Genomic DNA, 26,342 nt, shown 5'->3' on the forward strand with positions numbered 1-26,342 from the left:
GTCCTTCGGTCATCGTCTCTAACCCTGCCACAGTACTTTCCGCCCGTCGGCACCGGTCGACCCTGCGTGCCACGCTCATCACCTACCGGAGAACAACCGCCTGCTCAGCCACCTTGTCAGCCGTTGTCACCGGCGGGACTGACAGCCGAACGGGAAGCCGCCGCTGTTACACGTCGGGTTGGTGCCGCCGGACGGGCCACCACCTGCGGTGCCCTTTCCGTTGCTCACCTTCACCTCGATCTCGCTTCCCTTCGGTTGCTGGCCGCACGGGCTCACGTCGACCACCGTTCCGGCGCGGGAGCTGTCGTCGACCGGCGTCTCCTTCACCCTGAAACCGTCGACGTTCTCCAAATGGTTGCGGACTCCGGTGAACGGTTTTCCGCGCATTCCCTCGCAGTCGACGAGCTCGGTCGGCCCGGTCGGCGCCGCGCTGGTCGTCGACGTGGCCGTCGGGTTACCCGTCGGCTTGTCGTCGTCGCCCAGGAAGTTGGCCAGGACCACGCCGCCGCCGATGCACAGCACCAGCACCAGCACACCGATGCCCGCGATCAGCGCGATCAGGCGGGGGTTGCGCTGGTTGGGCGCCCCGCCGCCGGCGGGCGCCTGCGGCTGACCACCGGGCACCATACTTGTCTGTACGTACGTGTACCCCGTATCGGATGCCTGCTGGGGTGGTGGTGGCACACCGGCCGCGCCGCGGGCGAACTGCCCGGGCGGCGGTGGCGGGCCTCCGGGACCGGCGGGGGGACCCGACGGAACCGGACCGGTCAGCCCGCCGGCGGGCATCACCCGGGTGCCGCTCGCACCCATCTCACCGGGGCCACCCTCGCCCGGCTTCGGGCCCTCCTCGTACGGAGCACCCGAGCTCGGCGGCGGGAACCCGGCCGGCGGACCGGACGTGGGCCCCGGCTGGTAGCCGGGCGGCCCGGACGTCGGGCCGGCCTGCATGCCGACCGGCGCGCCCGCCGGACCCGGCTGGAAGCTGCTTCCGGGTGCACCGGACACCGGGCCGGGCGCTCCGGGGCCACCGGGCGCACCGGAGACCGGGCTCCCGTAGCCGGAGCCGGACATCGGCGCACCGGGCACGCCGGAGACCGGGCCGCCGAAGCCGGGACCGGACACCGGCGCACCGACCGGCGAACCGGGCGCCACGATCGGCGAACCGGGCATGCCGCTGGGCGGCACCGCGGGACGCGCGGCGGTGTTCGCCGCGGCCAGTTGCCCGGCCGCGCGACGGGCGATCTGCCCGAGCGTGGCGGCACTCGGGTACCGCTGGCTCGGGTCCTTCGACATCGCCGTTTCGACGACCTGCCGCGCCGGGCCCGGAATGTCCGGTGGCAGCGGCGGCGGGTTGTCCCGCACGTGCCGCATCGCGATCTCGAGCGGGTTGTCCCCCTCGAACGGACGCCGGCCGCTGAGGCACTGGTAGGCGACCACGCCGAGCGCGTACACGTCGGAGAGCGGGGTGGCGCCCTGTCCGGAGGCCTGCTCCGGCGAGATGTAGGACGCCGTACCCAGCACCGAGCCGGCCGCCGTCAACTGGCCGACCATGGCCGAGCGGGCGATCCCGAAGTCGGTGAGCACGAGCGTGCCGTTCGGACGCACGAGCAGGTTGCCCGGCTTCACGTCGCGGTGCACGATGCCCTTCTCGTGGGCGGCGTGCAGCGCGTCGGCCGCCTGCGCCATCAGCGCCATCGTGCGGGCCGGGGTCAGCCGACCCACCCGCGACAACGTGCGCGACAGCGCGTCACCCTCGATGTACTCCATCACCAGGAACGCGGTGTCGTTCTCGTTGCCGTAGTCGTAGATGTCGACGACGCCCGGGTGGTTGATCGTGGCCATGGTGCGGGCCTCACCGCGGAACCGCTCGGCGAAGCCGGGCTCCTCCACGAGCGCCTGCAGCAGCACCTTGACCGCCACGGTGCGGCCGAGCACCTCGTCGGTCGCGCGCCAGACGTCGCCCATGCCGCCACCGGCGATGCGCTCGTCCAGGCGGTACCGACCGCCCAACATCGTGCCTGGACTCAGCATGATGATCTCCGTCCGGTCTTTCTGGCGCCTCGGCGTCCGTTGCTGGTCACGTTCATCGCGCGAGACCCTTCTCGCCGATGTATGCCTTCATGATCTGGCCGGCGATCCGCGCCGCCTCGGCGCTGCCGCCCTTGCCCGCGTTCTCCAGGAACACCGCGGTGGCGATCACCGGCTCGCCGTTCTTCAACGCGAACGAGATGAACCAGCCGTGCGACTCCTCGTCGGTGGCGTTCTCGGCGGTACCGGTCTTGCCGCCCACCTGGAAGCCGTTGATCTTGGCGTTCTTGCCGCTGCCGTTGTCCACCACGCTGATCATCATGGTCTGGATGTCCTTGGCCTGCTGCTGGCTGACGCTGCGCCGGAGCTCCTTGGGCTGCGCGGTGTAGTGGACGGTCGTCAGGTCGGCCGCCTTCAACTGCTGCACCAGGTACGGCCGCATCTGGGAGCCGTTGTTCGCGACACTCGCCGCGATCATCGCGCCCTGCAACGGGGTCATGACCACCTCGAACTGGCCGATCGACGACTGGGCCGTCGCCGCCGGGTCGGCTTTGCCCGGTGTATTGGTCATCGATCCGACCGTGCTCGACGCAACAAGGAAGCAGGAGTTCTTCTCGTCACGGTCGATGGTCGGCGTCGACTCGAACCCGAACTTGGTCGCCATCGCGCGGATCTTGTCGGCGCCGAGGCGCTCGGCGCCGTACCGGGCGAACGCGGTGTTGCACGACTCGGTGAGCGCCTGGATCAGCGTGGTGGTCGCCTCGGGGCAGATGCTCGGGCTGGCGTTCTTGATGAAGAACCCCCCGGTCTGCGGCGGTTCGTACCGCGGCCCGGCCGGCAGGACGCTGTTCGGCGTCTCGCCGTTCTCGAGCATCGCGGCCGACATGACCACCTTGAACGTCGAGCCCGGCGGGTACCGCTCGGAGAACGCGCGGTTGCGCAGCGGCTTGTTCGGGTCCTTGTCGAGCGCGGTCTGCGCGTTGAACGCCGCGGTGCGGTCGTTCGTCGTCACCAGGTTCGGGTCGTAGCTCGGGATCGACGCGGCCGCCAGGATCGCGCCGGTCTTCGGGTCGATGGCGACCGCGGCCGCCTTCGGCACCTTGTTCTTGTTGTTGAGCAGCTCGTTGTAGGCGGTCTCCTGGGCCGCCTTCGACAGGCTCATGACGACGTTGCCGTTCGGCTTGTCACCCGTGAACATCTCGCTGATCCGGTCGGCGACCTGGGAGTCGGCGTTGCCGTTCAGGTAGTCGTTCTCGAGCTTCTCGATGGCGGTCGCACCGAGCGTGACGCTCTTGTACCCGACCAGGTGGGCGTACGGGGCACCCTTCGGATACGTGCGCCGGAACTTCAGGTCGCCGGTGGTCGCCACGCTCTGGGCCACCGCCTCACCGCCGACGATGACCTTGCCGCGCTCGACCTCGTACTCGCTCTGCAGGACGCGACCGTTGTAGTCGCTGGTGCGGTACTCCTTGGCGCGGACGCCCTGCACCCAGTTCAGGTTCGCGAAGAGCAGGCCGAACAGGACCAGCACCACGACACCGACCCGCCGAAGTGGCGCGTTCATCTGATCATCTCCGTGGGGGCCTCGTGCAGTCTCGCCGGTGGGTTGCCGCGGCCGGCGGACACGCCGACGGTGGCACTCGTGGACGCGGGATTGCGTGCCGCCGCGGAGATCCGCAACAGCAGCGCGATCAGGATCCAGTTCGACATCAGGGACGATCCTCCGGCAGACATGAACGGTGTGGTCTGGCCGGTCAGTGGGATCAGCCTCGTGATGCCTCCGATGATGACGAACAGCTGCAAGGCCACCGTGAACGCCAGGCCGCCGGCGAACAGCTTGCCGAAGGAGTCACGCACGCCGAGCGCCGCCCGCAGGCCCCGCTCGACCACCAACAGGTACAGCACCAGCAGCGCGGTGAGCCCGAAGAGGCCGATCTCCTCGCCGACACCGGCGAAGATCAGGTCGCTGTGCACCTCGGGGATCTCGTCGGGGTAGCCCTTGCCGGGACCCGCACCGAAGAGGCCACCGGTACCGAGGCCGAGCAGCGACTGCACCAACTGGTAACCGTCGTCGTACGGACGGTCGCCGGAGAACGGGTCGAGCCAGATCTCGGCGCGCTGGTAGAAGTTGGCGAACGGCCCGCCGATGGCGGCACCGAGGAAGTACGCCGCGAACACCCCGCCGAAGAACATGCCGAGGCCGATGATCAGCCAGCTGCCGCGTTCGGTGGCGATGTACAGCGTCACCACGAACATGCCGAAGTACATCAGCGAGGTGCCGAGGTCCTTCGAGACGACGAGGACCATCAGGCTCAGCAGCCACACGGTGACCACCGGGCCGAGGTCGCGCCCGCGGGGGAAGTCGATGCCCATGAACCGCTTGCTGGCCAACGACAGCACCTCGCGTTTGCGCACGAGGTACACCGCGAAGAAGACGAGCAGCATCACCTTGGCGAACTCACCCGGCTGGAGGCTGAAGCCGCCCACCTTGATCCACAGCTTGGCGCCGTTGATCTCGGAGAACTTCGCCGGCAGCACGACCGGGATCATCACCAGCACCACACCGCCGAGGCCGAGGGTGTAGGCGTACCGGGACAGCGTGCGGTGGTCGCGGACCACCACGAGCACCACCATCGCCAGGACCACCGCGATGAGCGTCCACAGCAACTGCTTGCCGCCCCACCCGCTGAAGATCGACGGGTCGGCCTTGGCCGACGACTCGGATCCGAGCAGGTCGACCCGGCGAAGGTAGGTGACGCCGATGCCGTTGATCAGCACGACGGTCGGCAGGAGCACCGGGTCGGCGTACGGGGCGAAGAACCGGATCACCAGGTGTGCGCCGAGGAAGATGGCCCCGAGAATGGCCGTCGGAATCCAGAAGTCCTTGGTGATCTCGTCGAGTGCGCCGGCCTCCATCGCGGCCGAGTACCCGAGGAGCAGGAGCAGCGAGAACCCGAGGAGCGCCAGTTCGACGTTGCGACGGGTGCGCGGCCGGCGCCCGGGCGACGCCGACTGGCCGGCCGGCCCGGGAGCATTGCTCGCGGGCGGCGGCAGGGGAGCCGGTGCGGCGGGGGCGGTCACGTCAGTTCCTTCGGTCTTTCGTCACGGGACAGATCATTCGACGTACGTCGGGGCTCGATGGTTCACGGGTTACGGCAATTGGACGGCGTCGGGCTGGGCTGGCCGCTGGCGGAAGCCGAGGCCGAGGCCGTCGACGGGTCCGGTGTGGTCGACGGCGAGCCCGAGACGTTCAGCGCGCCGGCCGAACTCGACGGCGGTGCCGACGACGCCGAACTCGACGGATAGTCATTCGGATCAGGATCCGGGCCGGATGGCGTCGGGCCGGGCGGACAGGCCTTCAACTGGTCGGTGGTCAGGTCGTCCATCTTCTTCTCGGCGTCGGCCTCGCTGTTCGCCGCGATGCCCTTGCGCACGGCGTCCTGCGCGACGTCGGTGAGATCCTCGATGTTCGTGTCGCTGCGCTTGTGTTCCGAGTTGAAGTGGAGCCCGGCGATCTCTGCGGGCACACCCTGGAAGACGGCGACCGTACCGTCTTCCGTTACACCGACGTAGTACCGGGTCTGCGTGTAGTAATAGCCCCCGTACAGGCCGCCGGCGAGGAGCACCACGAGCACGGCGGTGAGCGCCAGCGCACGCAGCGGGTGGCGGCGGGGCCGGTCGTCGTCATCGTCGGAGTCGTGGGCGGGCTCGTCGTCGGGCACCGGTGAGCGGGGCGCGGTGACGGCGGACGCGCGGGCGGCGGCCATCGTCTGGTCGGCGGAGGTGGCCATGCCCCGGTCACGCGCGGCGGCGCCACCGACGATCGGCACCGACTCGGTGATGTCACCGTCGGTGACGTCTGCGACGATCACGGTGATGTTGTCGGGACCGCCACCGCGCAGCGCCAACTGCACCAGCCGCTCGGCGCACTGGTTCGCGTCGACGTACTCGCGCATGGTCGCCGCGATCGTGTCGGCGCTCACGACGCCCGAGAGGCCGTCGCTGCAGATGAGGTAACGGTCGCCGGGATGCGCCTCGCGCACCGAGTACTCCGGCTCCGCGTCGCGGCCGTCGAGGGCCCGGTAGAGGAGATGCCGTTGAGGGTGGCTGTCGGCCTCCTCCGGCGTGATCCGGCCCTCGTCGATCAGCATCTGGACGTACGTGTCGTCCTTCGTGATCTGGCCGAACTCGCCGTCTCGGAGCATGTACGCCCGGGAGTCGCCGATGTGCACCATGCCGATCTTGCGACCCGAGAAGAGCATGGCGGTGAGCGTCGTGCCCATGCCCTCCATCGCCGGGTTCGCGTCGACGGTGTCCCGCAGCTGCTGGTTGGCGGAATCGACGACGCCACGCAACGAGTCGAGAAGCGCGCCACCGGGCACGTCTTCGTCGAGCGGCGCCATGGTGCCGATGACTATGTTGCTCGCGACGTCACCGGCGGCCATGCCACCCATGCCGTCGGCAACGGCGAGCAGCCGCGGGCCTGCATATACGGAGTCCTGATTGCCACTCCGAATGAGGCCGCGGTCACTGCGCGCCGCGTACCGCAGAGTAAGTGTCATGGCCGTAACTCGAGTGATGTGCGGCCGATCCGGATCGGCACGCCGAGGGGGACGGGGGTGGGGTTGGTGACCTTGCCACGGTCGAGGTAGGTGCCGTTGGTGGAGCCGAGGTCTTCGATGTACCACTGCCCGGCCCGGGGGACCAGCCGGGCATGGTGTGACGACGCGTAGTCGTCGGTGATGACCAGGGTGGAATCTTCCGCCCGCCCGATCGAGATGGTGGCCTCGCTCAGGGTGATGCGGGTGCCGGCCAGCGCACCGGCCGTGACGACCAACTGGCGCGCGACCTTGCCGCGGCGGGTGCGAGCCGGGCGACCCGCCGGCGGCGCGGCAGGCGCACCGACGCCGCGCGGGGCGGCCACGATGCGACTGGCGCGCGAGCCGGCGAACATGTCGCGCCGGATCACACCGACCACGGTGAACACGAAGATCCACAGCAGCACGAGGAAGCCGTACCGCGCCACGGTGAAGACGAACTCCGGCATGGACCGCCTATCCCTGGGTGGGGTGGGACACCGCGTGGATGGTCACCGCGACTCTGGACATCAATGTTTCGGACACCAATGTGATGGACGCCGGCCCGTTGGACACCGGGTGAATGAACACCGTCAGTCCAGCCGGAAGGTCAAAGTCGTGGTGCCGAGCTGCACCACGTCACCGCCGTTGAGCGCCACGGCCGATACGCGCTGGCCGTTGACCATCGTGCCGTTCGTGGACCCCAGATCGGTCAGCACGACCTGGGACCCGTCGAAGTCGAGCCGGGCGTGCCGGCGCGAGATCCCGACGTCGGGCAGCCGCAGGTTGGCCTGATCGCCCCGGCCGATGACCGTGGAGCCGATCGAGAGCGGGTATGCGCGCCCGTCGCTAGACATCAGCCTCACGTTACGGGCCGGCCCACCCGGACCGGCCGGCGCCCCACCGGGGAAGCCGGGGCCCTGGCCGTACCCGGGGTCGTAGCCCCCGCCGGCACCGGCCTGCACCGGCGCGACGTCGCCACCCGTGTAGACCTCGGCGGTCACCCGGAACATGCCGGTGTCGAGCCCTTCGCCGCGCTCGATCTCGACGATGACGTCGCCGTAGACGGTCCACCCCTGCTCACCGATGAACTCGGCCTGCGACTGGGCGAGCTCCTGGGCGAGGGCGGCCGCGTACGGCGCCAACCGGCTGTGGTCGTACGGCGACAGATCAATGACGTACCTGTTCGGAACTAACGTTCGACCACCGGCGAGGATGGCTTTGTGCGCCTCCGCCTCCCGTTGCATGGCGTTGAGGATCTCCACAGGGTGGACAACCCCCTTGAAGACTTTGGCGAAGGCCCCCTCGACCAGGCCTTCCAGGCGCTTCTCGAAGCGCTGTAGCACACTCACCGGCTCCTCCTCGGGTCCCGAGGACATGATGGTATCCGTCGACCGCACTGCGGGCTGCACGGCAGACGGCCCCCTCGTGCTACTCTTCCGAGGCGTCAGCGGCCACGGTAGCGCGAAAGCGCGAATTTGAGGTGCTGAGCGGCGCGAAATCCAGTGTCGCAACAGTGCTATAACAGTGGCTGCGGGTCCCCCGGGGAAGTGGCGGAATGGCAGACGCGCACGGTTCAGGTCCGTGTGCCCGAAAGGGCGTGGGGGTTCAACTCCCCCCTTCCCCACAAAGCGGCCGAAGGGCCTCTGTCCGCAGAAAGCGCGGACCAGAGGCCCTTCGTTATGTTTGCTCAGGGGGCCGAGCCCCCTGAAACCCCACGATTGGGAACAGGGGCGACATGAGTGTTGCGGTAGTGACCGGGTCGGCCGGTCTGATCGGCTCGGAGGCGGTGCGCCACTTCGCCGGTCTCGGGCTCGACGTGGTCGGTATCGACAACGACATGCGCCGCGAGTTCTTCGGGGCGGAGGCGTCGACGGCGTGGAACGTCGTCCGGTTGACCAGTGAACTGGGAAATTCTTACTCCCACCACAGCGTCGACATCCGCAACCGGGACGAACTAGCAAAGATCTTCGCGAAGTACGGCAAAGACGTCGCCGTCGTGATCCACACGGCCGCGCAACCCAGCCACGACTGGGCGGTGCGCGACCCGTACACCGACTTCGACATCAACGCCGGCGGCACCCTCAACGTGCTGCAGAACGTGCGCGAGCACTGCATCGAGGCGCCGGTCATCCACTGTTCCACCAACAAGGTGTACGGCGACCGGCCGAACTCGCTGCCGCTCACCGAGCAGGAGACGCGCTGGGAGATCGACCCGGCCCACCCGTACGCGAACGGCATCGCCGAGGACATGCCGATCGACGCCTGCCTGCACTCCGTGTTCGGCGCGTCGAAGGTGGCCGCCGACGTGATGGTGCAGGAGTACGGCCGCTACTTCGGGATGAAGACGGCGTGCTTCCGCGGCGGCACGCTCACCGGGCCGGCGCACAGCGGCACCGAGCTGCACGGCTACCTCAGCTACCTGATGCGCTGCAACATGGAGCGCCGTACGTACAAGATCTTCGGCTACAAGGGCAAGATGGTCCGCGACTCGATCCACAGCCACGACGTGCTCACCGCGTTCGAGGCGTTCTTCCGGGCGCCGCGCTCGGCCGCCGTCTACAACCTCGGTGGCGGGCGGTTCGCGAACTCGTCGCACATGGAGGCGTTCGCGCTCGCCGAGAAGATCAGCGGTGTCGAGATGCAGACCGAGTACGTCGAGACGAACCGCGTCGGCGACCACATCTGGTGGATCGGGTCCAACGCGGCGTTCGAGGCCGACTACCCGGAGTGGAAGCAGGTCTACGACGTGCCGGCGATCATGCAGGAGATCTACGAGGCCAACGTCGACCGGTGGCAACCGTGATCGACAAGGGCAAGGGCAGCGTGCTCGGTGTCATGGTCAACGCGATCGACTACGACGCCGCCACCACCAGGGTGCTCGCCGCCGCGCGTGAGGGCCGCCCGCTCGCCGTCACCGCACTGGCCGTGCACGGCGTGATGACCGGTGTGCAGGACCGCGCCCACGGGTCCCGCCTGAATTCCTTCGATCTGGTGACACCCGACGGCCAGCCGGTGCGGTGGGCGCTCAACTCGCTGCACAAGGCCGCGCTCGCCGACCGGGTGTACGGGCCGGAGCTCACCATGCGGGTGCTCATCAAGGCGGCCGACGAGGGCCTACCGGTATATCTGTACGGCTCCACCGAGCCGACGCTCGAACGGCTCATCGCGGCGTTGCACGTGAAACTGCCCGGTTTGAAGATCGCCGGTTCCGAGCCGTCGAAGTTCCGGCGGGCCGCCGACGGCGAGCCGGAGCAGATCGCAGGCCGGATCCGTGCCTCGGGCGCGCGCATCGTGCTGGTCGGGCTGGGGTGCCCGCGCCAGGAGCAGTTCGTGTACGCGATGCGCCCGCTGATCGACGCGCCGATGCTGGCCGTGGGCGCCGCGTTCGACTACCACGCCGGCCAGTTGAAGAACCCGCCGCCGTGGATGCAGAAGCGCGGCCTGGAGTGGCTGTGGCGGCTCGGCCTGGAGCCGAAGCGGCTGTGGCGCCGCTACCTGATCCTGAACCCGGCCTACCTCGCCCGGCTCGCCGGCCAGAAGACCCGGGTATGGAAAGCGGCTCCGCCACCCCCCGCGGCGGAGCCACTCACCAACTTCCCCGTGTAAGCCCGATCCCGATCCCCCCTGGCTCGGCCTCTCCAACACAGAGGCGCCACCGGTCGACCTGATACGCACAAAAGTCGATCTTGCAGTCGTGTTGCCACAACTGCAAGATCGACGGCTAGCTGGGGATCAGACGGTCAGTGTCCAGGTGTCGATGCGGCCGGTGTCGATCGACGCGGCGTCCTGGACCCGGAGGCGCCAGGTGCCGTTGGTCGACTCCGACGACAGGCTCACCGTGAACGTCGAGTCGATGTTGTCGGCGCTGCCGCCGCTACGGCTCTGCATGACGTAGGCGGAGCCGTCCGGCGCGATCAGCGACACGACGAGGTCACCGCGGTAGGTGTGCACGATGTGCACCTCCACCGTGGCGGACGTCGACGTGGCGTGGCCGCAGCCACTGATGGTGATGTCGCTGAACACCGTCGTGTTGTCGGGGATGGCAACGTCGTTGGCGTTGGTGCCCGAGCAGCCCGGAGGCGGTGGCTCGACCGTGCCGGTCCCGGTGTAGAGCAGCAGGTTCGGGGAACCGGTGCCCGGGCTGGTCACCTTGCTCGGCGTGGCGTTGGCCACCATGGCGTCCCGGATCTGCGCCGGGGTCCACGTCGGGTTCTGCGCCTTCAGCAGTGCGGCGGCGCCGGCCACGTGCGGCGACGCCATCGAGGTGCCGCTGATCGAGTTCGTGCCACCGTTGTTCCACGACGAGGTGATGCTGACGCCGGGCGCGAAGATGTCGAGGCAGGTGCCGAAGTTCGAGAACGACGCACGCGCGTCGCTCGACCCCGACGAGCCACCAGTGGCGCCGACGGTGATCGCCGCGCCGACCATTGCCGGCGAGTAGTTGCACGCGTTCGCGTTGCTGTTACCCGCGGCGATCGCGAAGGTGATGCCGGCGTTGATCGCCCGGCCGACCGCGTTGTTCATCGTCGTGTCGGTGCCGAGGCCACCGAGGCTCATGTTGGCGACAGCGAGCTTGCCCGCGGCGTCGCCGATGGCCCAGTCGATCCCGGCGGCGATGCCGGAGCCGGAGCCGCTGCCGGAGCAGTTGAGCACCTTGACCGCGACCAGGTTGGTCGTCTTCGCGACGCCGTACTGGGTGCCACCGATCGTGCCGGCGACGTGCGTGCCGTGCCCGTGACAGTCGGAGTTGTTGCCGTCGCCCGTGGAGTTGGTGCCCCACCTGGCCCGGGTACCGAACGTGCTGTGCGTCGTCAGGATGCCGGTGTCGATCACGTACGCCGTCACCACCGGGGTGACGTCGGGATAGTTGTACGTCTGGTTCAGCGGCAGGTCACGCTGGTCGATGCGGTCCAGACCCCACGAGGGCGGGTTCGGCTGGGTGCCGCTGATCGTGTAGATGCCGTCGGCCTGCACGTACTCGACCGACGGGTCGGCCGCCAGCCGCTTGGCCTGTGTCTCGCTCATGGTGGCCGAGAAGCCGTTCAGCGCGCGGCTGTACGTGTGCGTGACGGCGCCGCCGTACTTGCCGGCCAGCGACTGCGCCGAGGTGCGCACCGCATTGGCCTTGTAAGCGACGATGTAGCTGCCGGGCACGACATCTGCCGAGCCCGCGCTGAGAATCTGGCCCTCAGCCGGTGCTGCCGACGCCGGCGAACCGGCGAACATCGCACCCGCGGTGACGGCCACCGCTGCCGCGGCGAGCAGTTGCAGCCCGCGGCGCCGGACTTCCGAAGGTTCCATACCTTCTCCTCCCCTACGGACGACCGATTCGTGCCGGTGCTCGTGACACCGCAGGACACGATGGTCGTCGATTGGAGAAGAGCCTATTCAGCCGCCTTAACGATTGATAGGTATTGAAGTCCTAGATCGGAGGATGTCTACTTAGGGATTTGCCGGTCAGTCCCGTTTGCCCTCGAACCGGTAGAGAAGTTCGAGGATCGACCGGGCCGCCTCGAACCACCGGTCCAGCCACTGGACCTGCATGGTTGATCCTTTGGGAGGCAGTTCGAGAAGGAGTCCGCGCAGCAGCGGATGATCAACGACGTCTTTCCCGGCTGATTCCAGCCACGAATCCGAGCTGATCAGATTGGCCGGATCCCGGAACGAGAGGTCCGATTCGGACGGGTCCGGATCGGCGAGTTTCGGTTCGGTGAGCGTCGATGCGATCGGGTTATCCGCAAGGCCCGCGCCGTCGAGCGGGCGGCCCAGCGGGCCCGGATCGAGCGGGTTGCTCAGGGAGCTGCCGTTCAGCGTCGATCCGTTGCGGGTGGCGCCGTTGGTGGGGCGGCCTGCGGGCAACGACCCGCCGTCGAGAGCACCGCGCGGCCGGTAACCGAGCTGGCCGGCAAACCGGTCCTCGGTCTTGGCCACGCCGTTGCCCAGGTTGTCGGGGCCAGTGGTCATATCGGGTGTCGCCTGCCTTCGTCGTGGCCGCGTGTTGGCGCGGCCATTGCCACACCACCTGGTACAACGAACAGACGTAAGCAGGGCGACGCCCGGCTTCCTAAAGATCTGCGCAGACAGATCTGGGCTTCCGATGGCGTACTCGGAAGCCCAGGAGCTGCTCGTGAAGGCCGGATCAGTCAGACGTCGAACTCGCCGTCCTTCGCGCCCTCGACGAACGCGTCCCACTCCTCCGCGGTGAACAGAAGCACCGGCCCCTCGGGGTGCTTGGAGTCGCGCATCGCGATGGCGCCGTCGACGAACGCGATCTCCACGCAGTTGTCGGAAACGGGCCCGCTCCGGGTGCTCTTCTGCCACACGGCGCTGGCGAGGTTGACGCGCAGACCCTTGGTCTCGATCTCCACTACGGCTCCTTTGCCAATGTCGCGATCATCTTGGCCGACTGTGGTGGCGACAGCGCTTCGTTCCGTAGCCCGTCGAAGATGGCCGCATACCGAGCTAGTTCTTCATCTTTCTCCAGGAACAGACCGCCAGCGCCGTTGGCCGCGAAGACCAGGTTCTGGTTGGCCGGTTCGTCGAACAGCAGGATGGTGAACGCACCGTCCATCCCCCCGTGCGCACCAGCCGCGAGCGGCAGCACCTGAAGCGTGACATGCGGCAGCTCACCGGCCTCCATGAGGCGGGCCAGCTGCCGACGCATCACGTCGATCCCCCCGACCGGACGACGCAGGGCAGCTTCGTCCAGCACGATCGATAGTCGGAGCGGGTCATCCTGATTGAGCAACGACTGACGCTTCATCCGGACACGGATGCGCTGCTCAACCTCTTCGGTGGAAGCTGTTGGCCAACCGGCCAGCACCATCGCCCGCGCGTACTCCTCGGTCTGCAACAGGCCAGGAATCACCAGCGGTTCGAACGAGTGAAGCTCGGTGGCGGCCTGTTCCATTCCGACGTAGGCACCGGTGAGAACGGTGCCGTAGAGCTGCCACCAACCGCGCTGTTTCGCCTCGCGGGCCATCTCGACGAGCTCTTCGGCCTTAGGTCCCGCCACCTCATAGGCGGCGAGAATCTTTCGGATGTCGCGCGAACTGACCCCGGACTGGCCCGTTTCGATGCGGGAGACCTTCGAGGCGGAACACTCCATTCGCTCGGCCACGTGATCGATGGTGGTGCCGGCAGCTTCCCGCAGCCTGCGAAGTTCCTGCCCGAGCTGACGACGCCGTAGCGTCGGGCTGCCCCGTCGGCCCGCCACGGAGCACCTCCGGCTAATCGATCAATACCCGAATCCGGTTCAGTGTGCCTTTCCGGGGGTTTTCCATCAACCCGACACCGCGTGCGGTGAAGAAGTCACGGAACCTGAACGAGAAGCTACTCTCGGGTCAAGAAATTGCAAGTTGCAATGATCATGCCAAGTGGGGCAAGCTGTTCGTGTGACTGGGTTCACTGACCGTTTACCAAACGCGGGGCAGTTATGTCGATGAGCCGCATATCGTCACAATCAAGCGATGCCGAGCGGGGCCGAGCCCGTTCCCTTTAACGATCCGGCATCTGTGTGGTGTCGCAAATGACATCGCGCCGCCGGATGAGCAGTCGGGCCAGGCAACGGGCCCGCGCCGACTTCGAGGAGATACCCACCGTGTTACCCAAATCCGGTGATGTGCTGCGGGTGACAAACAAGGCGAGCGTCCAGTTCCTCGAGCCCATGCTGTTCCGGGTCATCCGGATGCATGACTGGCCGACGTACGACGGCTGGGCCTGGCTCGACGGATACCAGCTCAACGCGGCTGGTGATGCCGTCGCCCGAAGGTCGATCTTCGTCCAACTGGCGGGTCTTACGTACGGCAGGGTCGGCGCGGTCCCGGCGCAGACCCGGTTCCGCACCACCGTCGGCTGAATCCGGGCTGGCGCCCGGCGGGGGCGCCAGCCCGGATCGGGCGTTTGTGATCCGGTGCGGCTCAGCCGTCGCCGTCGTTGTCCTGTGACCGCGACGCCGACGGCTTGGGCGCGCTGGCTACCACGATCCGCACAACCGAGTTCGGCTCCACATCACTTCCGGGTCCCGGCTGGACCTCGATCACCGTGCCGGGCGCCATCGTGGCGTCCTCCCGACGCGTCACCTGCACCCGCAGGCCGGCGTCGGCGAGCTTCTGCCGCGCCTCGGCCTCGTCGATCCCGATCAGGTCGTCCGGCACCTTCACCGTCTCCGGTTCCGCCGTGGTCGGCGGCGCGCTCGTGGCCGCCGGCGGCGCCGTCGTCGCCACCGTGGCCGGCGCGGTCGCCGTCGGGGGCGCGCTGGCTTCCGGCGCCGGCGGCTCGTCGTCGGCGGTGAAGATCAACCAGACGCCGGTGAGCAGGACGATCAGCAGAACCAGCCCGATGACCCCGAACAGCAGCGGCTTCAACCAGTTGCGATCGTCGGGCGGCGGGGCGGGCTCCTCGTAGTACTCGTATCCGGTGGCCGGCCGGGCGGCGGGTGGCGGCACGGCCGCGCGCGCCTCCCACCTGGGTTGCCCGTCGGGCTCGTCGTCGACGGGCGGCAGCATGCGCGTCCCATCGGATGTTCCCGCAGGGCGGATCTGCGTCTCGTCGTCGAACCGACCCATCGGCGCGGTTCGATCCGGTGGTTGCCTGCGGTCGTCGCCCATATGCGGTCCCATCGCGGTTGCCGTTCCCGATCCGACGCCTCTGGAAACGCCGGCGCCACCGTCGAGGTTGCGGCAATTTCCGGCGGTATGGTGCGTATTGCCGTTCCACGGATCGCTGACTTTGTCGGTAACGCGTACGCTGCGCGGCATGGCGGCACGAAGTTGGGCCGGATCATCGATAACCGCGGCCGCGGTGGCGGCCGGGGCCGGTGCCGCGCAACTCGGAATCGGCTACGGCCTGGGCATCGTCGTCTGGCTGCCCGATTCGAACCCTGACGATGGACGGGTGCCCTGGCTGGCCAGCCTCGCCTGGGTGGTCTGGATCGCCGCGACGTCCACAGTGCTCGGTGCGGTCACCGCGCACATGCTCGCCGGCCGGGGCGACACGCCGGGTCCGGGGTCGCTCGACGGCTGGACTCTCGGCGCCTGGCGGGCCGCGCTCGTGTTCGCCGCCGCGATCGGTGCCCTGATCGTGATCCCGCTGGTGGCGGTGCCCGCGCGCGTCGCGGAGACACCCGACAACTTCGCGCCGGAGTGGACCGCGGTCGGCTACGTGGTGCTCGGGCTGATCATCGGCCTGGTGGTCGCGGTCGGCGCGTTGACCGCCCGCGCGGTCGCGGCGAACGTCGTCGCGTCGGTCGGGTACGTCTGGCTGCTCGCCGTGTTCGCGGTGATCGACAGCCTGCGCCAGGGCGACGACCCGGTGGTCGCCCAGCTGGCGTTCTGGGAGTTCAACGGCGGCCCGGAGGTGCGCGGGTTCTACCTGCCCGGCGTCGTCGTGATGCTGTTGATGGCCGCGGCGATCGGTTTCCTGGCCGCGTGGCGGGCCGGCCGGCGGGGCGACAGCCGGGTGGGCGTCGCGATCTCCGGTGCGGTCGGTCCGCTGCTGGTGGCCGTCGCCTACCTGCTGGCGGCGCCGCAGTTCGCCGGCGAAGACAACGTCGACATCTCGCAGTGGTCGGCGGCGATGTTCGCGCCGTACGCGGTGATCGCCGGCCTGGCCGGATCGGTGCTCGTCGCCGCGATCGGCCCGCCGCTCACCGCGGAGGAGAAGGCCGAACGCCAGACGCTGGCCGCCGAACGCCACGTCGCCCGCGAGGCGGAACGAAAGGCCGCCGCCGAGGCCCGGGCCGCGGAGAAACAGCGCGCCACCGAGACGCGGGCCGCTCAGAAGCAGGCGGCCGCCGAGGCGCGGACCGCGGAGAAGCAGGCCGCCGCCGAGGCCAAGGCCCAAGGAAAGTCGAAGCCGGCCACCAAGACCGAAGCGGCGCCGACGCTCGGCAAAAACCCCGACGACGACCTGGTGGACTGGCCGTCGACGCTGGAGGACAAGTCCACCCGGGTCCGCACCTCCACCGGCACCACCGCAACCGCCGATCCCGACGACGACCTGGCCGACGACGCCTACGCCCCGGCCCGCGCCTACCGCGGCACCGGCCGCGGCACCGACCCGGACGCCAAGGCGTACGTCAGCGAAACGGTCGAGCCCGAACCCACGTCGGCCGCAGACCGGCCCACCACCGAACGTCCCGGCCCGAAGCCCCCGCTGTGGCCCGTCCAATCCACCGCCGCCGACCGCGACGGCGGCGACAACGACCCCGACAACCCCGGCCGGCCCCGCACCCGCCGCCCCAAGCGCTGAAGTCACCGCCACCTCTAGCGGATCGGCCAGGTGTGCACGGGGTCGTTGTCGTGGAGGTGGCCGCTGTAGCGGCGGAGCATCTCGCGTAACGCGGTCGGCCGGTCGAAGTTTCTCGTGTCCTCCAGGTGGCGGACCATGTCGGACTGCCAGACGGCGCCGTTGCGGCGGAGGCGGCAGCGGGCCTCGATGATGCCGAGCAGGTGGTCGCGGTGTACCGGGGCGACGCCGAACCGGTCGAGGCCCTCGTGGGCCAGCGGCAGCAGGACCTCGCACACGAGATCGGTGACGCTGACCTCGCCCAGCCGCGGCCACCAGATCCGGGCGCCGATGCCGTCGCGGGCGGCGGTGTGGAAGTTCTCCTCGGCCACCGAGAACGTCATCTGGGTCCACAGTGGACGGTCGGCCTCGGCCATCGCCCGCACCAGGCCGAAGTAGAACGCGGCGTTGGCCAGGATGTCGACGACGGTCGGGCCGGCCGGCAGCACGCGGTTCTCGACGCGCAGGTGGGGACGGCCGTTCATGACGTCGTACACGGGCCGGTTCCAGCGGTAGATGGTGCCGTTGTGGAGCCGTAACTCGGCGAGCCTCGGGGTGCCGCCGGCCCGCAGCACCTCCATCGGCTCCTCGTCCTCCAGAATCGGTAGCAGCGGCGGGAAGTAGCGGACGTTCTCCTCGAAGAGGTCGAAGATCGACGTGATCCAGCGCTCGCCGAACCACACGCGCGGGCGCACACCCTGCGCCTTCAACTCGTCCGGACGGGTGTCGGTGGCCTGCTCGAACAGGGCGATCCGGGTCTCGTCCCAGAGGCGGCGGCCGAACAGGAACGGCGAGTTGGCGCCGAGGGCCACCTGGGGTGCCGAGATGACCTGCGCCGCGTTCCAGTACGCGGCGAACGCCTCCGGCGCGACCTGCAGGTGGAACTGGACGCTGGTGCAGCCCGCCTCGGGCGCGATCGAGTCGTTCCAGGCCCGTAGCCGTTCGACGCCCCGGATGTCGAGCTCCATGTCCTCGCCGCGCGCGCCGAGGATCTGCTCGTTGAGCAGCCGGTAGCGCGGGTTGGTCGAGATGTTGTCGAGGATCGTGTGCGACTGGGTGAGCGTCGGCAGCGTGCCGATGAGCACGACCCGCGCGTCGGACTTCTGCGCCCGCTCGTCGGCGTGCTGCAACGCGCCCCGGACCTGATGCTCGTACGCGGCGAACCCGTTGTCGGCGATCAGCCGCGGCGGCACGTTCAGTTCGAGGTTGAACTGGCCGAGTTCGGTCTGGAACGTCGGATCGGCGATGTCGGCGAGCACCTCGGCATTGCGCATCGCCGGATCGCAGTCGGGATCGATGAGGTTGAGCTCGATCTCCAGGCCGGTGGTCGGACGGTCGGCGTCGAACGTGAAATCGTCCAGCATCAACGCGAAGACGTCGAGGCAGCGTCGGACCTTTCGCCGGTACCGCGCCCGGTCTTCCCTACTGAACGCGGACGGCGAAACGTCCATCCCCATGGGCCTCAACCACCTTTCGGGGTCCATAGGTTACGAGCGGGCCGCGCCATCGGGCCAGGGACAAACCGGACACGTGTCTTGCGCAGAGTAGGTAATGGGGTGCGTTTAGCAATCATGATGTCCTGAAGGGTACTCATGTCATGACAAAGCGCGACCCCGAGCAAGGAGGCTCGGGGCCGCGCCGCATGCCATATTTCCCACAGCCAGGTGGCTTGCGATCAGGCAGACATTCTGTAAGAACCAGGTGCCACAGGGTGAGTTACTGGCGGATCGCCTCGGCGCTGATGTGCACGGCGATCTTCTTGCTCACGAGCACGCCACCGGTCTCCAGCGCCTGGTTCCAGGTGATGCCGAAGTCCTCGCGGTCGAAGTCGAAGGACGCCGAGAACGCCACGACCTCCTGGCCCCACGGCGACTTGGCCACGCCGTCGTACTCGACCTTGAGGTCGACCTCGCGGGTGACGCCACGGATCGTCAGGTCGCCCCGGAGCACGAACTCGGTGCCCGAGTGCTTGACCACGCTGGTGCTGCGGAAGTCCAGCGTCGGGTGGTTCTCGACGTCGAGGAAGTCGGCGCTGCGCAGGTGGTTGTCGCGGTCCGCGCTGTTGGTGTTGATGGTCTCCGCCGGGATGGAGGCGGTCACGCTGGACTGCAGCGGGTCCTCGGCCACCACGATGGTGCCGGTAACGTTCGCGAACGTGCCGCGGACCTTGCTGACGACGAGGTGGCGGGCCACCGCGGCGACCTCGGAGTGGGACGCGTCGAGAGCAAAGGTGCCCGGCGTGGGAATGGTGACCCCGTCGAAGGTGCGGGTGTCCAGGGCTGGTGCGGTCATCGCAGGTCTCCTGAAAGGATCAATTCGTTCTACCAACTTCTGCCTACGCAACTATGCCTCAAAGTAGTTGCGCCGTCAAGTAGTTGACGAAGCAAGTATTCTTGTACCCGTGACAGCGACACAAGTGGCAGGTGGGAACGCGGGCGACCGCTCGGCGGGTCCCCTCGACCCGGCCGGCGGGGCCGATCGCCCCGCCGCGAGCGGCGTCGAAGAATCGATCTTCAGCGATCCGCGGATCACCGCGGTCGGACTGTTCACCGAGGCCTTCACCGGGCTCTCGGCCAAGTTCTCCGCCCAGTTCGCCGAGCACAACCTGGCGATGGCGGAGTTCGAGGTACTGCTGCGGCTGAGCCGCTCACCCGGCGGCGAGTTGCGAATGAGCGACCTCGCGGCGCAGACCTCGCTCACCACCAGCGGCATCACCCGGCTGGTCGACCGGCTGGAGCGCTCGGGCCTGCTGTGCCGGCGGGCCTGCCCGTCCGACCGGCGCGGCCTGCTGGCCACGCTCACCGAGGCCGGTCGGCAGCGGATCGCCGAGGTGCTGCCCGGTCACATCGCGCTGATCGAGGAGTGGTTCAGCGGCCTGCTCGAGCCGGCCGAACTCGAGGCCATGCTGTCGGCGCTGCGCAAGGTCCGCGACGCGGTACGCCCGGGAGCGACCGCGGGCACCAACAAGGGCTAGAGACCGAGATCCCGCGCGATCACCAGCCGCTGGATCTCGCTCGTTCCCTCGCCGATCTCCAGGATCTTGGCGTCGCGGTAGAAGCGCGCCACCGGGAACTCGTTCATGAACCCGTAGCCGCCGTGCACCTGGGTGGCCTCGCGGGCGTTGTCCATCGCCGTCTCGCTCGCGGTGAGCTTCGCGATCGCGGCCTGCCGCTTGAACGGCTCGCCGCGGAGCAGGCGTCCGGCCGCGTCGTGGTAGGCCAGCCGCGCGACGTGCGCCCGCGCCTCCATGTCGGCGATCTTGAATTGGACGGCCTGGAACTTGCTGATCGGGCCGCCGAACGCGTGCCGCTCCTTCGCGTACTTCACCGACTCGTCGACGCAGCCCTGCGCCAGGCCGACCGACAGCGCGGCGATCGCGATGCGGCCCTCGTCGAGGATGCGCAGGAACTGCGCGAAGCCGCGACCCCGCTCGCCGAGCAGGTTGGCGGCCGGCACGCGCACGCCGTCGAACGCCAGTTCATGGGTGTCGGACGCGCACCAGCCGACCTTCGAGTAGCCGGGCAGCACGGTGAATCCCGGCGTACCCGAGGGCACGATGATCGTCGACAGTTCCTTCGAACCGTCGGGGTTCTCCCCCGTGACGGCGGTGACCGTCACCAACGACGTGATGTCGGTGCCGGAGTTCGTGATGAACGCCTTCGAACCGGTGATCACCCATTCGTCGCCGTCGAGCACCGCACGGGTCTGCGTGCCGCCGGCGTCGGAGCCGAATCCGGGCTCGGTGAGACCGAACGCGGCCAGCGCCTCGCCCCGGCACAGCGCCGGCAGCCAGCGCTCCTTCTGCTCGTCGGAGCCGAACCGGTAGATCGGCATCGCGCCCAGCGACACCGCGGCCTCCAGCGTGATCGCGACGCTGGAGTCGACCCGGGCCAACTCCTCGAGCGCGATGCACAGCGCGAAGTAGTCGCCGCCCTCGCCGCCGTGCCCGGTGGGGAACGGCAGGCCGAACAGGCCCATCTTGCCCATCTGGCGGATCAGGTCGTACGGGAACGCGTGCCGCTCGTAGTAGTCGCCGATGACCGGCGCGACCACCTCGACGGCGAACTCCCGGACGGCCTGGCGGAGCGCTTCGTACTCGTCGTTGAGCATGGAGCAACCCTTCATACTGGGGTGACGCCGTGCCGGCGTCGCGAGAAATGACGGTCCTTGCCGGCGGCCGCCGCGAACCGGCGGACCAGTTCGCCGCGCAGCGCGTCGGCGTCGACGATGGTGTCGATCACGAGCTCGGAGGCCAGGCGCAGGATGTCGATGTCCTGCTCGTACTCGGCGCGCTTGGCGGCCACGAACGCGGCCCGCTCGTCTTCCGGAAGAGCGGCGATCTTGTTGGCGTAGACGGCGTTCACCGCCGCCTCGGCCCCCATCACGGCGATCTTCGCGGTGGGCAGCGCGATCGTGGCGTCGGGCTCGAAGCCCGGGCCGGCCATCGCGTACAGCCCGGCGCCGTACGCCTTGCGCACCACGACGCAGATCTTCGGGACGGTGGCCTCGCTGATCGCGCTGATCATCTTGGCGCCGTGGCGGATGATCCCCTGCTTCTCCACCGCGCTGCCCACCATGAACCCGGGCACGTCGGAAAGGAAAAGCAACGGGACGTTGAACGCGTCGCACAGCTGCACGAAACGCGTCGCCTTGTCGGCCGAGTCGACGAACAGCACGCCGCCCTTGAACAGCGAGTTGTTCGCGACCACGCCCACAACGCGTCCATTCAGCCGCGCGAACCCGACGGTGAGTTCGCGCGCCCAGCGCGCGTGGATCTCGAAGAAGGTGCCGTCGTCGACCAGGCCGCGCACGAACTTGCGCATGTCGAAGGCCTGGCGTTCGTTCGCCGGGACGAGCGCGGCGAGATCCGTCACCGGCGCCTCGACGGCGGCCCCGACCGGCGGGTCCTCCCGGTAGTTGCCCGGCAGGTACGAGAGGTACCGCCGGATCGTCTCGATCGCCTCGTCTTCGGTCTTGCACAGGAAGTGCCCGACGCCCGACTGTTCACAGTGGACCTTCGCGCCACCCATCGCCTCGAGCGTGGTCTTCTCGCCGGTGACCATCTCGACCATCCGGTCGGACCCGAGGTACATGCTGGCGTTGCCGTCGACCATCGCGACGACGTCGCAGAACGCGGGAATGTAGGCGCCGCCCGCGGCGCTCGGCCCGAACAGCGCGCACGCCTGCGGGATGCTGCCCGACGCGCGCACCTGGTTCCAGAAGATCTTCCCGGCGCCGCGCCGACCGGGGAACAGGTCGACCTGGTCGGTGATGCGGGCACCCGCGGAGTCGACCAGGTAGACCATCGGCATGCCGGTGGCGTAGGCGCGCTCGATGGTCCGGATGATCTTCTCGACCGTGCGGGCGCCCCAGGAGCCGGCCTTCACCGTGGAGTCGTTGGCCATCAGGCACACCGGACGACCGTCGACGGTGGCCTGTCCGGTGATCACGCCGTCGGCGGGGAGGCCTTCGGCGAGCGCGTTGGCGTACATGCCGTCTTCGACGAAGGAGCCCTCGTCGACCAATCGGGCAACCCGGTCACGGGCGAACAACTTACCCTTGGCGGTGTTGGCGGCGTGGTACTTCTCCGCTCCACCGGCGGCGATGCGCTTGCGTTCCTCCGCCAGCCCGGTGCTGTCGTCCACTCCGCCCCTCCCGCTGCACCAAAGATCACCTGAACGATCGTTCAGCCAACCTTAGCCGGGGGACGACGAAGGGGCCAGCGCCGGATGCGCTGGCCCCTGTCGTATTTCAGGTGTTTAGCAGTTGACGGCGGACGCCCCACCGACGCTGCGCGACTGAGCGAAGCCCAGCAGCGCGATCGAGTTGCCGCTGATGTCGACCGGCAGCTGCACGACACTCGAGAGCTGGTTGCCGTTCAGGAGACCGGCGTTGTACCCGGTCACCATGTCGCCACCGCAGCTGCCGCCGTTGTTGCGGCCACGGTCCCAGTCGCGGTCCCGGCCACGGCCCCAGCCGCGGTCGTCATCGTCGTCGCCCGCGCCCATGCCGGACCCGTCGTACCCGCCGGCAGCCTGGCCGCCGCCGTAGCCCGCCGAGCTGCTGCCCGCGCCGTTGTGGCTGTGGCTGTTGCCCATGCCACGGCCGGCCCAGCTGCCCTCGTTGGTGTTCTTCTTGACCTTCTTGACCTTGTTGGCCTTGTTGGCCTTGTTGGCCTTGTGCGCACCCTTGTTGTCGGCCTTGACCGGGTCGACCGACGACGGGCTGCCGCCGTAGTTCATGCCCGACGGTCCGCCGTAGTTTCCGGACGGGGTGGCGTCGTCGTCGTCCCAGTCACGGTCCCGGTCGCGGTCCCAGTCACGGTCCCGGTCACGGCCGCGGTCGAAGCCGCCGCCGCCGTTCACCGCGGCAGCGCCACCGACGCAGGCCGCGTCGGCGAAGCCCAGCACCGCGATCGAGTTGCCGCAGACGCTGATCGGCACCTGGACGACGTTGGAGATCTGGTTGCCGTTCAGGAGACCGGCGTTGAAGCCCGAGACCATGTCGCTCTCGGTGCTGCCGGCCGTGGCGCTCTCGGTGTTGACCGCGCCGGCCCCACCGATGCTGCGGGCGTTGGCGAAGCCGAACAGCGCGATCGCGTTGCCGCTGATGTCGATCGGAGCCTGGACGACGCTCTTGACCTGGTTGCCGTTCGCCAGGCCGGCGTTGTACCCGGTGACCATGCCGCCGCCACCGTTGGACAGCGCGCCGCCGCCGTTGCTGTGCTCGCGCCCGCCGCCCCACGGCCCACGGTTGTCGTTGCCCCGGCCGAAGCCGCGGTCGTCGTTCCAGTCACGGTCACGCCCGTGCCCACGTCCGTGCCCGCGGCCGTGTCCACGGCCCCAGTCGCGGTCGTCGTTGTCGTCCCAGCTGGCGCCGCGTCCGCCGCCGCCGCCGTAGCCGTCGTCGGCCGCGTCGGCGTCGCCGTACCCGCCGTTGCTCTGGCCGCCGCCGTAGCCACCGTTGCTCTGGCCGCCGCCGTAGCCACCGGCGCCCGAGCCCTGGCCGTCGTCGTCCCAGTCACGGTCACGGTCACGGTCACGGTCCCAGCCGCCACGGTCGAAGCCCGAGCCGCCGCCGCCGTTCACCGCGGCCGCGCCACCGACGCACGCGGCGTTGGCGAAGCCGAGGACCGCGACCGAGTTGCCGCAGACGCTGACCGGAACCTGGACGACGTTGCTGACCTGGTTGCCGTTGAGGAGACCGCCGTTGAAGCCCGAGACCATGTCGGCCTCGGTCGTCGCGCTCTCGGTGGAGGCGCTCTCGGTGTTGACCGCGCCGGCGCCACCGATGCTCTGGGCGTTGGCGAAGCCGAGAACCGACACGGCGTTGCCGCTGATGTCGATCGGCATCTGCAGAACGCTGCTGAGCTGGTTGCCGGAGGCAACACCGGCGTTGGGGCCGCTCACCATGTCGGCCTGAGCCGCCGTCCCGCCGACAAGCAGGAACCCGGCGCCCAGCACACCGACGTTGAGGGACCTACGAACCCACGTCTTCATAGTGTTGGTAGTGCCTTTCGGAGTCTGAGTTGAGATGAAGCGAGTCAGGTCGCTGATGGCGGGCGCAGCAACACCGAGACCGTCGTGGCATGACGGGTCGGCGAGCTCACGGCTAGCCAGGAAAGACAGGGGACCGGACGCGGCCGGATCGCCGCATCGGCAGATGTGGACCCGGGCGTCCCCGTGGCCGCCCCGATCGGACCTGCAACGTCTGGCCGACCGCCGCAGTCCTTAGTCGTCGCGCGTATCGGAACCGGGCAGACTGGCAGGAATACCCCGTCATGTCCACCCCCTCGGTTACCGGTTACGCCGGTTTGGTCACTGACCGTACCGATATGGGGAACGAACCATCTGGCTTGGGGACACGCAACTCATGTAACCCAAAAGGGACATTTCGTGCACAGACCGTTGCCCGGCGCCATCTGATCAACGCCGGGCGGGGGTCGGAGGAGACGCGGTTACCTGCGCTTTGCCGGCCGCATCCGGCCCACCAGGCCGGTGTCGTAGGCACCGCTCACGAATTCCGGAAACTCCAGGACCTCGGCGAGGAACGGCAGGTTGTGCTTCGGCCCGACGATCTCGAACGCGGCCACGGCCGCCTTCGCCCGCTCGATCGCCTCGTCGCGGGTCGCACCGGAGACGATCAGCTTGGCCATCAGGGAGTCGTAGTGGGGCGTGACGGTGGTTCCGGCCGCATAGCCGGAGTCGACGCGCACGCCGTCACCTTCCGGCTCCACCCAGGCGGTGACGGCGCCGGGACCGGGCAGGAAGCGCCTCGGGTCCTCGGCGTTGATCCGCAGTTCGATCGCGTGGCCGCGCGGCGCCGGCGGCACCGCGCCGAACGTCGGCGCCAGCCCGGATGCGATCCGCAACTGCTCCTCGACCAGGTCGAGCCCGAACACCGCCTCGGTGACCGGGTGCTCGACCTGCAGGCGGGTGTTCATCTCCATGAAGTACGAGTTGCCGCTGGCCGGGTCGAACAGGCACTCGACCGTCCCCGCGTTCCGGTAGCCGACGGCCTGGCCGGCCCGCACCGCGGCGGCCAGGAGGTCGCGCCGCTGCTGGTCGTCGAGCGCGGGCGACGGGGACTCTTCGACCACCTTCTGGTTGCGCCGCTGCACCGAGCACTCCCGCTCGCCGAGCGCGACCACCGAGCCGTCGGCCAGCCCGAGGATCTGCACCTCGATGTGGCGCACGGTCGGGAAGTAGCGCTCCAGCAGCACGTCGCCGCTGCCGAACATCCGCTCGGCGAAAGCGCGCACCTTCTCGTACTCCGCCGCGAGTTCGGACGCGTCCGCGGCGACGGCCATGCCCATCCCGCCGCCACCCGCGGCCGCCTTGAGCATGATCGGGTAGCCGATCGCCTCGGCCATCTCCCGCGCGGTCGTCGCGTCGGGGGCCGGCTCGCGGGTGCCCGGTGCCACCGGCACACCGGCGTCGGCCATCAGGTTGCGGGCCTGGATCTTGTCGCCCATCGCGGCGATCGCCGATGCCGGCGGGCCGACCCAGATCAGACCGTTGGCCGTAACCGCCTCGGCGAACTCGGCGTTTTCAGAGAGGAAGCCGTACCCGGGATGGATCGCTTGAGCTTTCGTGGATTTTGCGGCATTAAGTACTAATTGTCCGTTACGGTAGCTCTGCGCCGGGTTGGCGGACCCGATGGGTACAGCCATGTCCGCTTCCCGGACAAAGGGAAGATCCGCGTCGGCGTCGGAGTAGACGGCTACGGTACGTACTCCCAGTCGACGCGCTGTGCGTATGACCCTGCGGGCGATTTCGCCCCGATTGGCGACGAGGAGCGACTCGATCATTCGGAGCCCTTCTATGGGAGCCTGTGGATAACACTGTGGACCTGAGTGCTAACCGGGTGTGGATAACCCGTCACGCAGGCTCTCCCGGTGTCTCCGCGCTTCCCTGCCGCTGAGCCTGCCCCTGCGGCTGGCCGGGC

The 26,342-nt window shown here is 68.8% G+C and carries 20 protein-coding genes, 1 tRNA gene and 2 pseudogenes; 6 read left to right on the forward strand and 17 right to left on the reverse strand.

The features are described from left to right. Positions 1 to 870: 870 nt before the first annotated feature. The 6 genes and pseudogenes from Vau01_RS63770 to Vau01_RS35540 form a co-directional block, all read right to left on the reverse strand. A pseudogene (locus tag Vau01_RS63770) lies at positions 871 to 2,031 on the reverse strand (serine/threonine-protein kinase); the annotation flags it as partial. 52 nt (positions 2,032 to 2,083) lie between these two features. Continuing rightward, a complete protein-coding gene (locus Vau01_RS35520; RefSeq protein WP_204002364.1) occupies positions 2,084 to 3,592 on the reverse strand; it encodes a peptidoglycan D,D-transpeptidase FtsI family protein in 1,509 nt (502 codons plus the stop codon). Next, entirely contained in the window at positions 3,589 to 5,082 is a 1,494-nt protein-coding gene (locus tag Vau01_RS35525) for an FtsW/RodA/SpoVE family cell cycle protein (protein WP_373320350.1), read from the reverse strand. The genes Vau01_RS35520 and Vau01_RS35525 overlap by 4 nt, the downstream gene beginning before the upstream one ends. Positions 5,083 to 5,171: 89 nt before the next feature. Beyond that, positions 5,172 to 6,590 (reverse strand): PP2C family protein-serine/threonine phosphatase, encoded by a 1,419-nt coding sequence (locus tag Vau01_RS35530; protein WP_204002368.1) that lies wholly within the window; start codon positions 6,588 to 6,590, stop codon positions 5,172 to 5,174. Next, entirely contained in the window at positions 6,587 to 7,075 is a 489-nt protein-coding gene (locus tag Vau01_RS35535; protein ID WP_204002369.1) for an FHA domain-containing protein FhaB/FipA, read from the reverse strand. The genes Vau01_RS35530 and Vau01_RS35535 overlap by 4 nt, the downstream gene beginning before the upstream one ends. 123 nt (positions 7,076 to 7,198) lie before the next feature. Further along, entirely contained in the window at positions 7,199 to 7,957 is a 759-nt protein-coding gene (locus Vau01_RS35540; RefSeq protein WP_204002371.1) for an FHA domain-containing protein, read from the reverse strand. Positions 7,958 to 8,149: 192 nt separating this feature from the next. Here Vau01_RS35540 and Vau01_RS35545 point away from each other — a divergent pair. The 3 genes from Vau01_RS35545 (at position 8,150) to Vau01_RS35555 (ending at position 10,214) form a co-directional block, all read left to right on the forward strand. Further along, positions 8,150 to 8,232 (forward strand) — tRNA-Leu (locus tag Vau01_RS35545). A 111-nt stretch (positions 8,233 to 8,343) separates the two neighbouring features. Then, on the forward strand, positions 8,344 to 9,411 hold the full coding sequence (locus tag Vau01_RS35550; protein WP_204002373.1) for an NAD-dependent epimerase/dehydratase family protein: 1,068 nt from the start codon (positions 8,344 to 8,346) through the stop codon (positions 9,409 to 9,411). After that, positions 9,408 to 10,214 (forward strand): WecB/TagA/CpsF family glycosyltransferase, encoded by an 807-nt coding sequence (locus Vau01_RS35555; protein WP_239152137.1) that lies wholly within the window; start codon positions 9,408 to 9,410, stop codon positions 10,212 to 10,214. Before Vau01_RS35550 ends, Vau01_RS35555 begins: the two co-directional genes overlap by 4 nt. A gap of 126 nt (positions 10,215 to 10,340) precedes the next feature. Here the strand turns inward: Vau01_RS35555 and Vau01_RS35560 are convergent, their stop codons facing one another. From Vau01_RS35560 to Vau01_RS35575, 4 genes are all read right to left on the reverse strand, one after another. Continuing rightward, positions 10,341 to 11,834, reverse strand: a complete 1,494-nt coding sequence (locus Vau01_RS35560) for a S8 family peptidase (RefSeq protein ID WP_239152138.1) — start codon at positions 11,832 to 11,834, stop codon at positions 10,341 to 10,343. A 231-nt stretch (positions 11,835 to 12,065) separates the two neighbouring features. Continuing rightward, positions 12,066 to 12,572 (reverse strand): hypothetical protein, encoded by a 507-nt coding sequence (locus Vau01_RS35565; RefSeq protein ID WP_204003003.1) that lies wholly within the window; start codon positions 12,570 to 12,572, stop codon positions 12,066 to 12,068. A 179-nt stretch (positions 12,573 to 12,751) separates the two neighbouring features. Then, positions 12,752 to 12,976 carry a DUF397 domain-containing protein gene (locus tag Vau01_RS35570; protein WP_204002377.1) on the reverse strand — a complete coding sequence of 75 codons (225 nt, stop codon included), beginning with the start codon at positions 12,974 to 12,976 and terminating at the stop codon, positions 12,752 to 12,754. Then, entirely contained in the window at positions 12,976 to 13,824 is an 849-nt protein-coding gene (locus Vau01_RS35575) for a helix-turn-helix domain-containing protein (RefSeq protein WP_204002379.1), read from the reverse strand. Before Vau01_RS35575 ends, Vau01_RS35570 begins: the two co-directional genes overlap by 1 nt. A gap of 384 nt (positions 13,825 to 14,208) precedes the next feature. On the opposite strand from Vau01_RS35575, the pseudogene Vau01_RS35580 reads away from it, so the two are divergent. After that, positions 14,209 to 14,516: pseudogene (locus Vau01_RS35580) on the forward strand (hypothetical protein). Positions 14,517 to 14,527: 11 nt separating this feature from the next. Here Vau01_RS35580 and Vau01_RS35585 read toward each other — a convergent pair. Then, the gene (locus Vau01_RS35585) at positions 14,528 to 15,115 is read right to left on the reverse strand and encodes a PASTA domain-containing protein (RefSeq protein ID WP_204002382.1); all 588 of its coding nucleotides are present in this window, start codon (positions 15,113 to 15,115) and stop codon (positions 14,528 to 14,530) included. Positions 15,116 to 15,365: 250 nt separating this feature from the next. Here Vau01_RS35585 and Vau01_RS35590 point away from each other — a divergent pair, with 250 nt between their 5' ends. Next, positions 15,366 to 16,859, forward strand: coding sequence for a hypothetical protein (locus Vau01_RS35590; RefSeq protein ID WP_204002385.1), 1,494 nt, complete (start codon positions 15,366 to 15,368; stop codon positions 16,857 to 16,859). A gap of 14 nt (positions 16,860 to 16,873) precedes the next feature. On the opposite strand, the gene Vau01_RS35595 is transcribed toward Vau01_RS35590, so the two are convergent. Then, complete coding sequence (locus Vau01_RS35595) at positions 16,874 to 18,352, reverse strand: glutamate-cysteine ligase family protein (protein WP_204002387.1); 1,479 nt, start codon at positions 18,350 to 18,352, stop codon at positions 16,874 to 16,876. A 259-nt stretch (positions 18,353 to 18,611) separates the two neighbouring features. Then, a complete protein-coding gene (locus Vau01_RS35600) occupies positions 18,612 to 19,187 on the reverse strand; it encodes a YceI family protein (protein WP_204002389.1) in 576 nt (191 codons plus the stop codon). 217 nt (positions 19,188 to 19,404) lie between these two features. Between Vau01_RS35600 and Vau01_RS35605 the strand changes: the two genes are divergently transcribed. Continuing rightward, complete coding sequence (locus Vau01_RS35605; RefSeq protein WP_239152139.1) at positions 19,405 to 19,869, forward strand: MarR family winged helix-turn-helix transcriptional regulator; 465 nt, start codon at positions 19,405 to 19,407, stop codon at positions 19,867 to 19,869. Here Vau01_RS35605 and Vau01_RS35610 read toward each other — a convergent pair. The 4 genes from Vau01_RS35610 to Vau01_RS35625 form a co-directional block, all read right to left on the reverse strand. Beyond that, entirely contained in the window at positions 19,866 to 21,005 is a 1,140-nt protein-coding gene (locus Vau01_RS35610; protein ID WP_204002401.1) for an acyl-CoA dehydrogenase family protein, read from the reverse strand. The genes Vau01_RS35605 and Vau01_RS35610 overlap by 4 nt on opposite strands. A gap of 11 nt (positions 21,006 to 21,016) precedes the next feature. Beyond that, positions 21,017 to 22,540, reverse strand: coding sequence for an acyl-CoA carboxylase subunit beta (locus tag Vau01_RS35615; RefSeq protein ID WP_204002404.1), 1,524 nt, complete (start codon positions 22,538 to 22,540; stop codon positions 21,017 to 21,019). Between the two features lie 114 nt (positions 22,541 to 22,654). After that, the gene (locus Vau01_RS35620) at positions 22,655 to 24,394 is read right to left on the reverse strand and encodes a chaplin family protein (protein WP_204002420.1); all 1,740 of its coding nucleotides are present in this window, start codon (positions 24,392 to 24,394) and stop codon (positions 22,655 to 22,657) included. A gap of 458 nt (positions 24,395 to 24,852) precedes the next feature. Beyond that, positions 24,853 to 26,205, reverse strand: coding sequence for an acetyl-CoA carboxylase biotin carboxylase subunit (locus Vau01_RS35625; RefSeq protein WP_204002423.1), 1,353 nt, complete (start codon positions 26,203 to 26,205; stop codon positions 24,853 to 24,855). Positions 26,206 to 26,342 lie beyond the last annotated feature (137 nt).

The sequence above is a fragment of the Virgisporangium aurantiacum genome (assembly GCF_016863635.1).
Taxonomy (GTDB): Bacteria; Actinomycetota; Actinomycetes; order Mycobacteriales; family Micromonosporaceae; genus Virgisporangium; species Virgisporangium aurantiacum.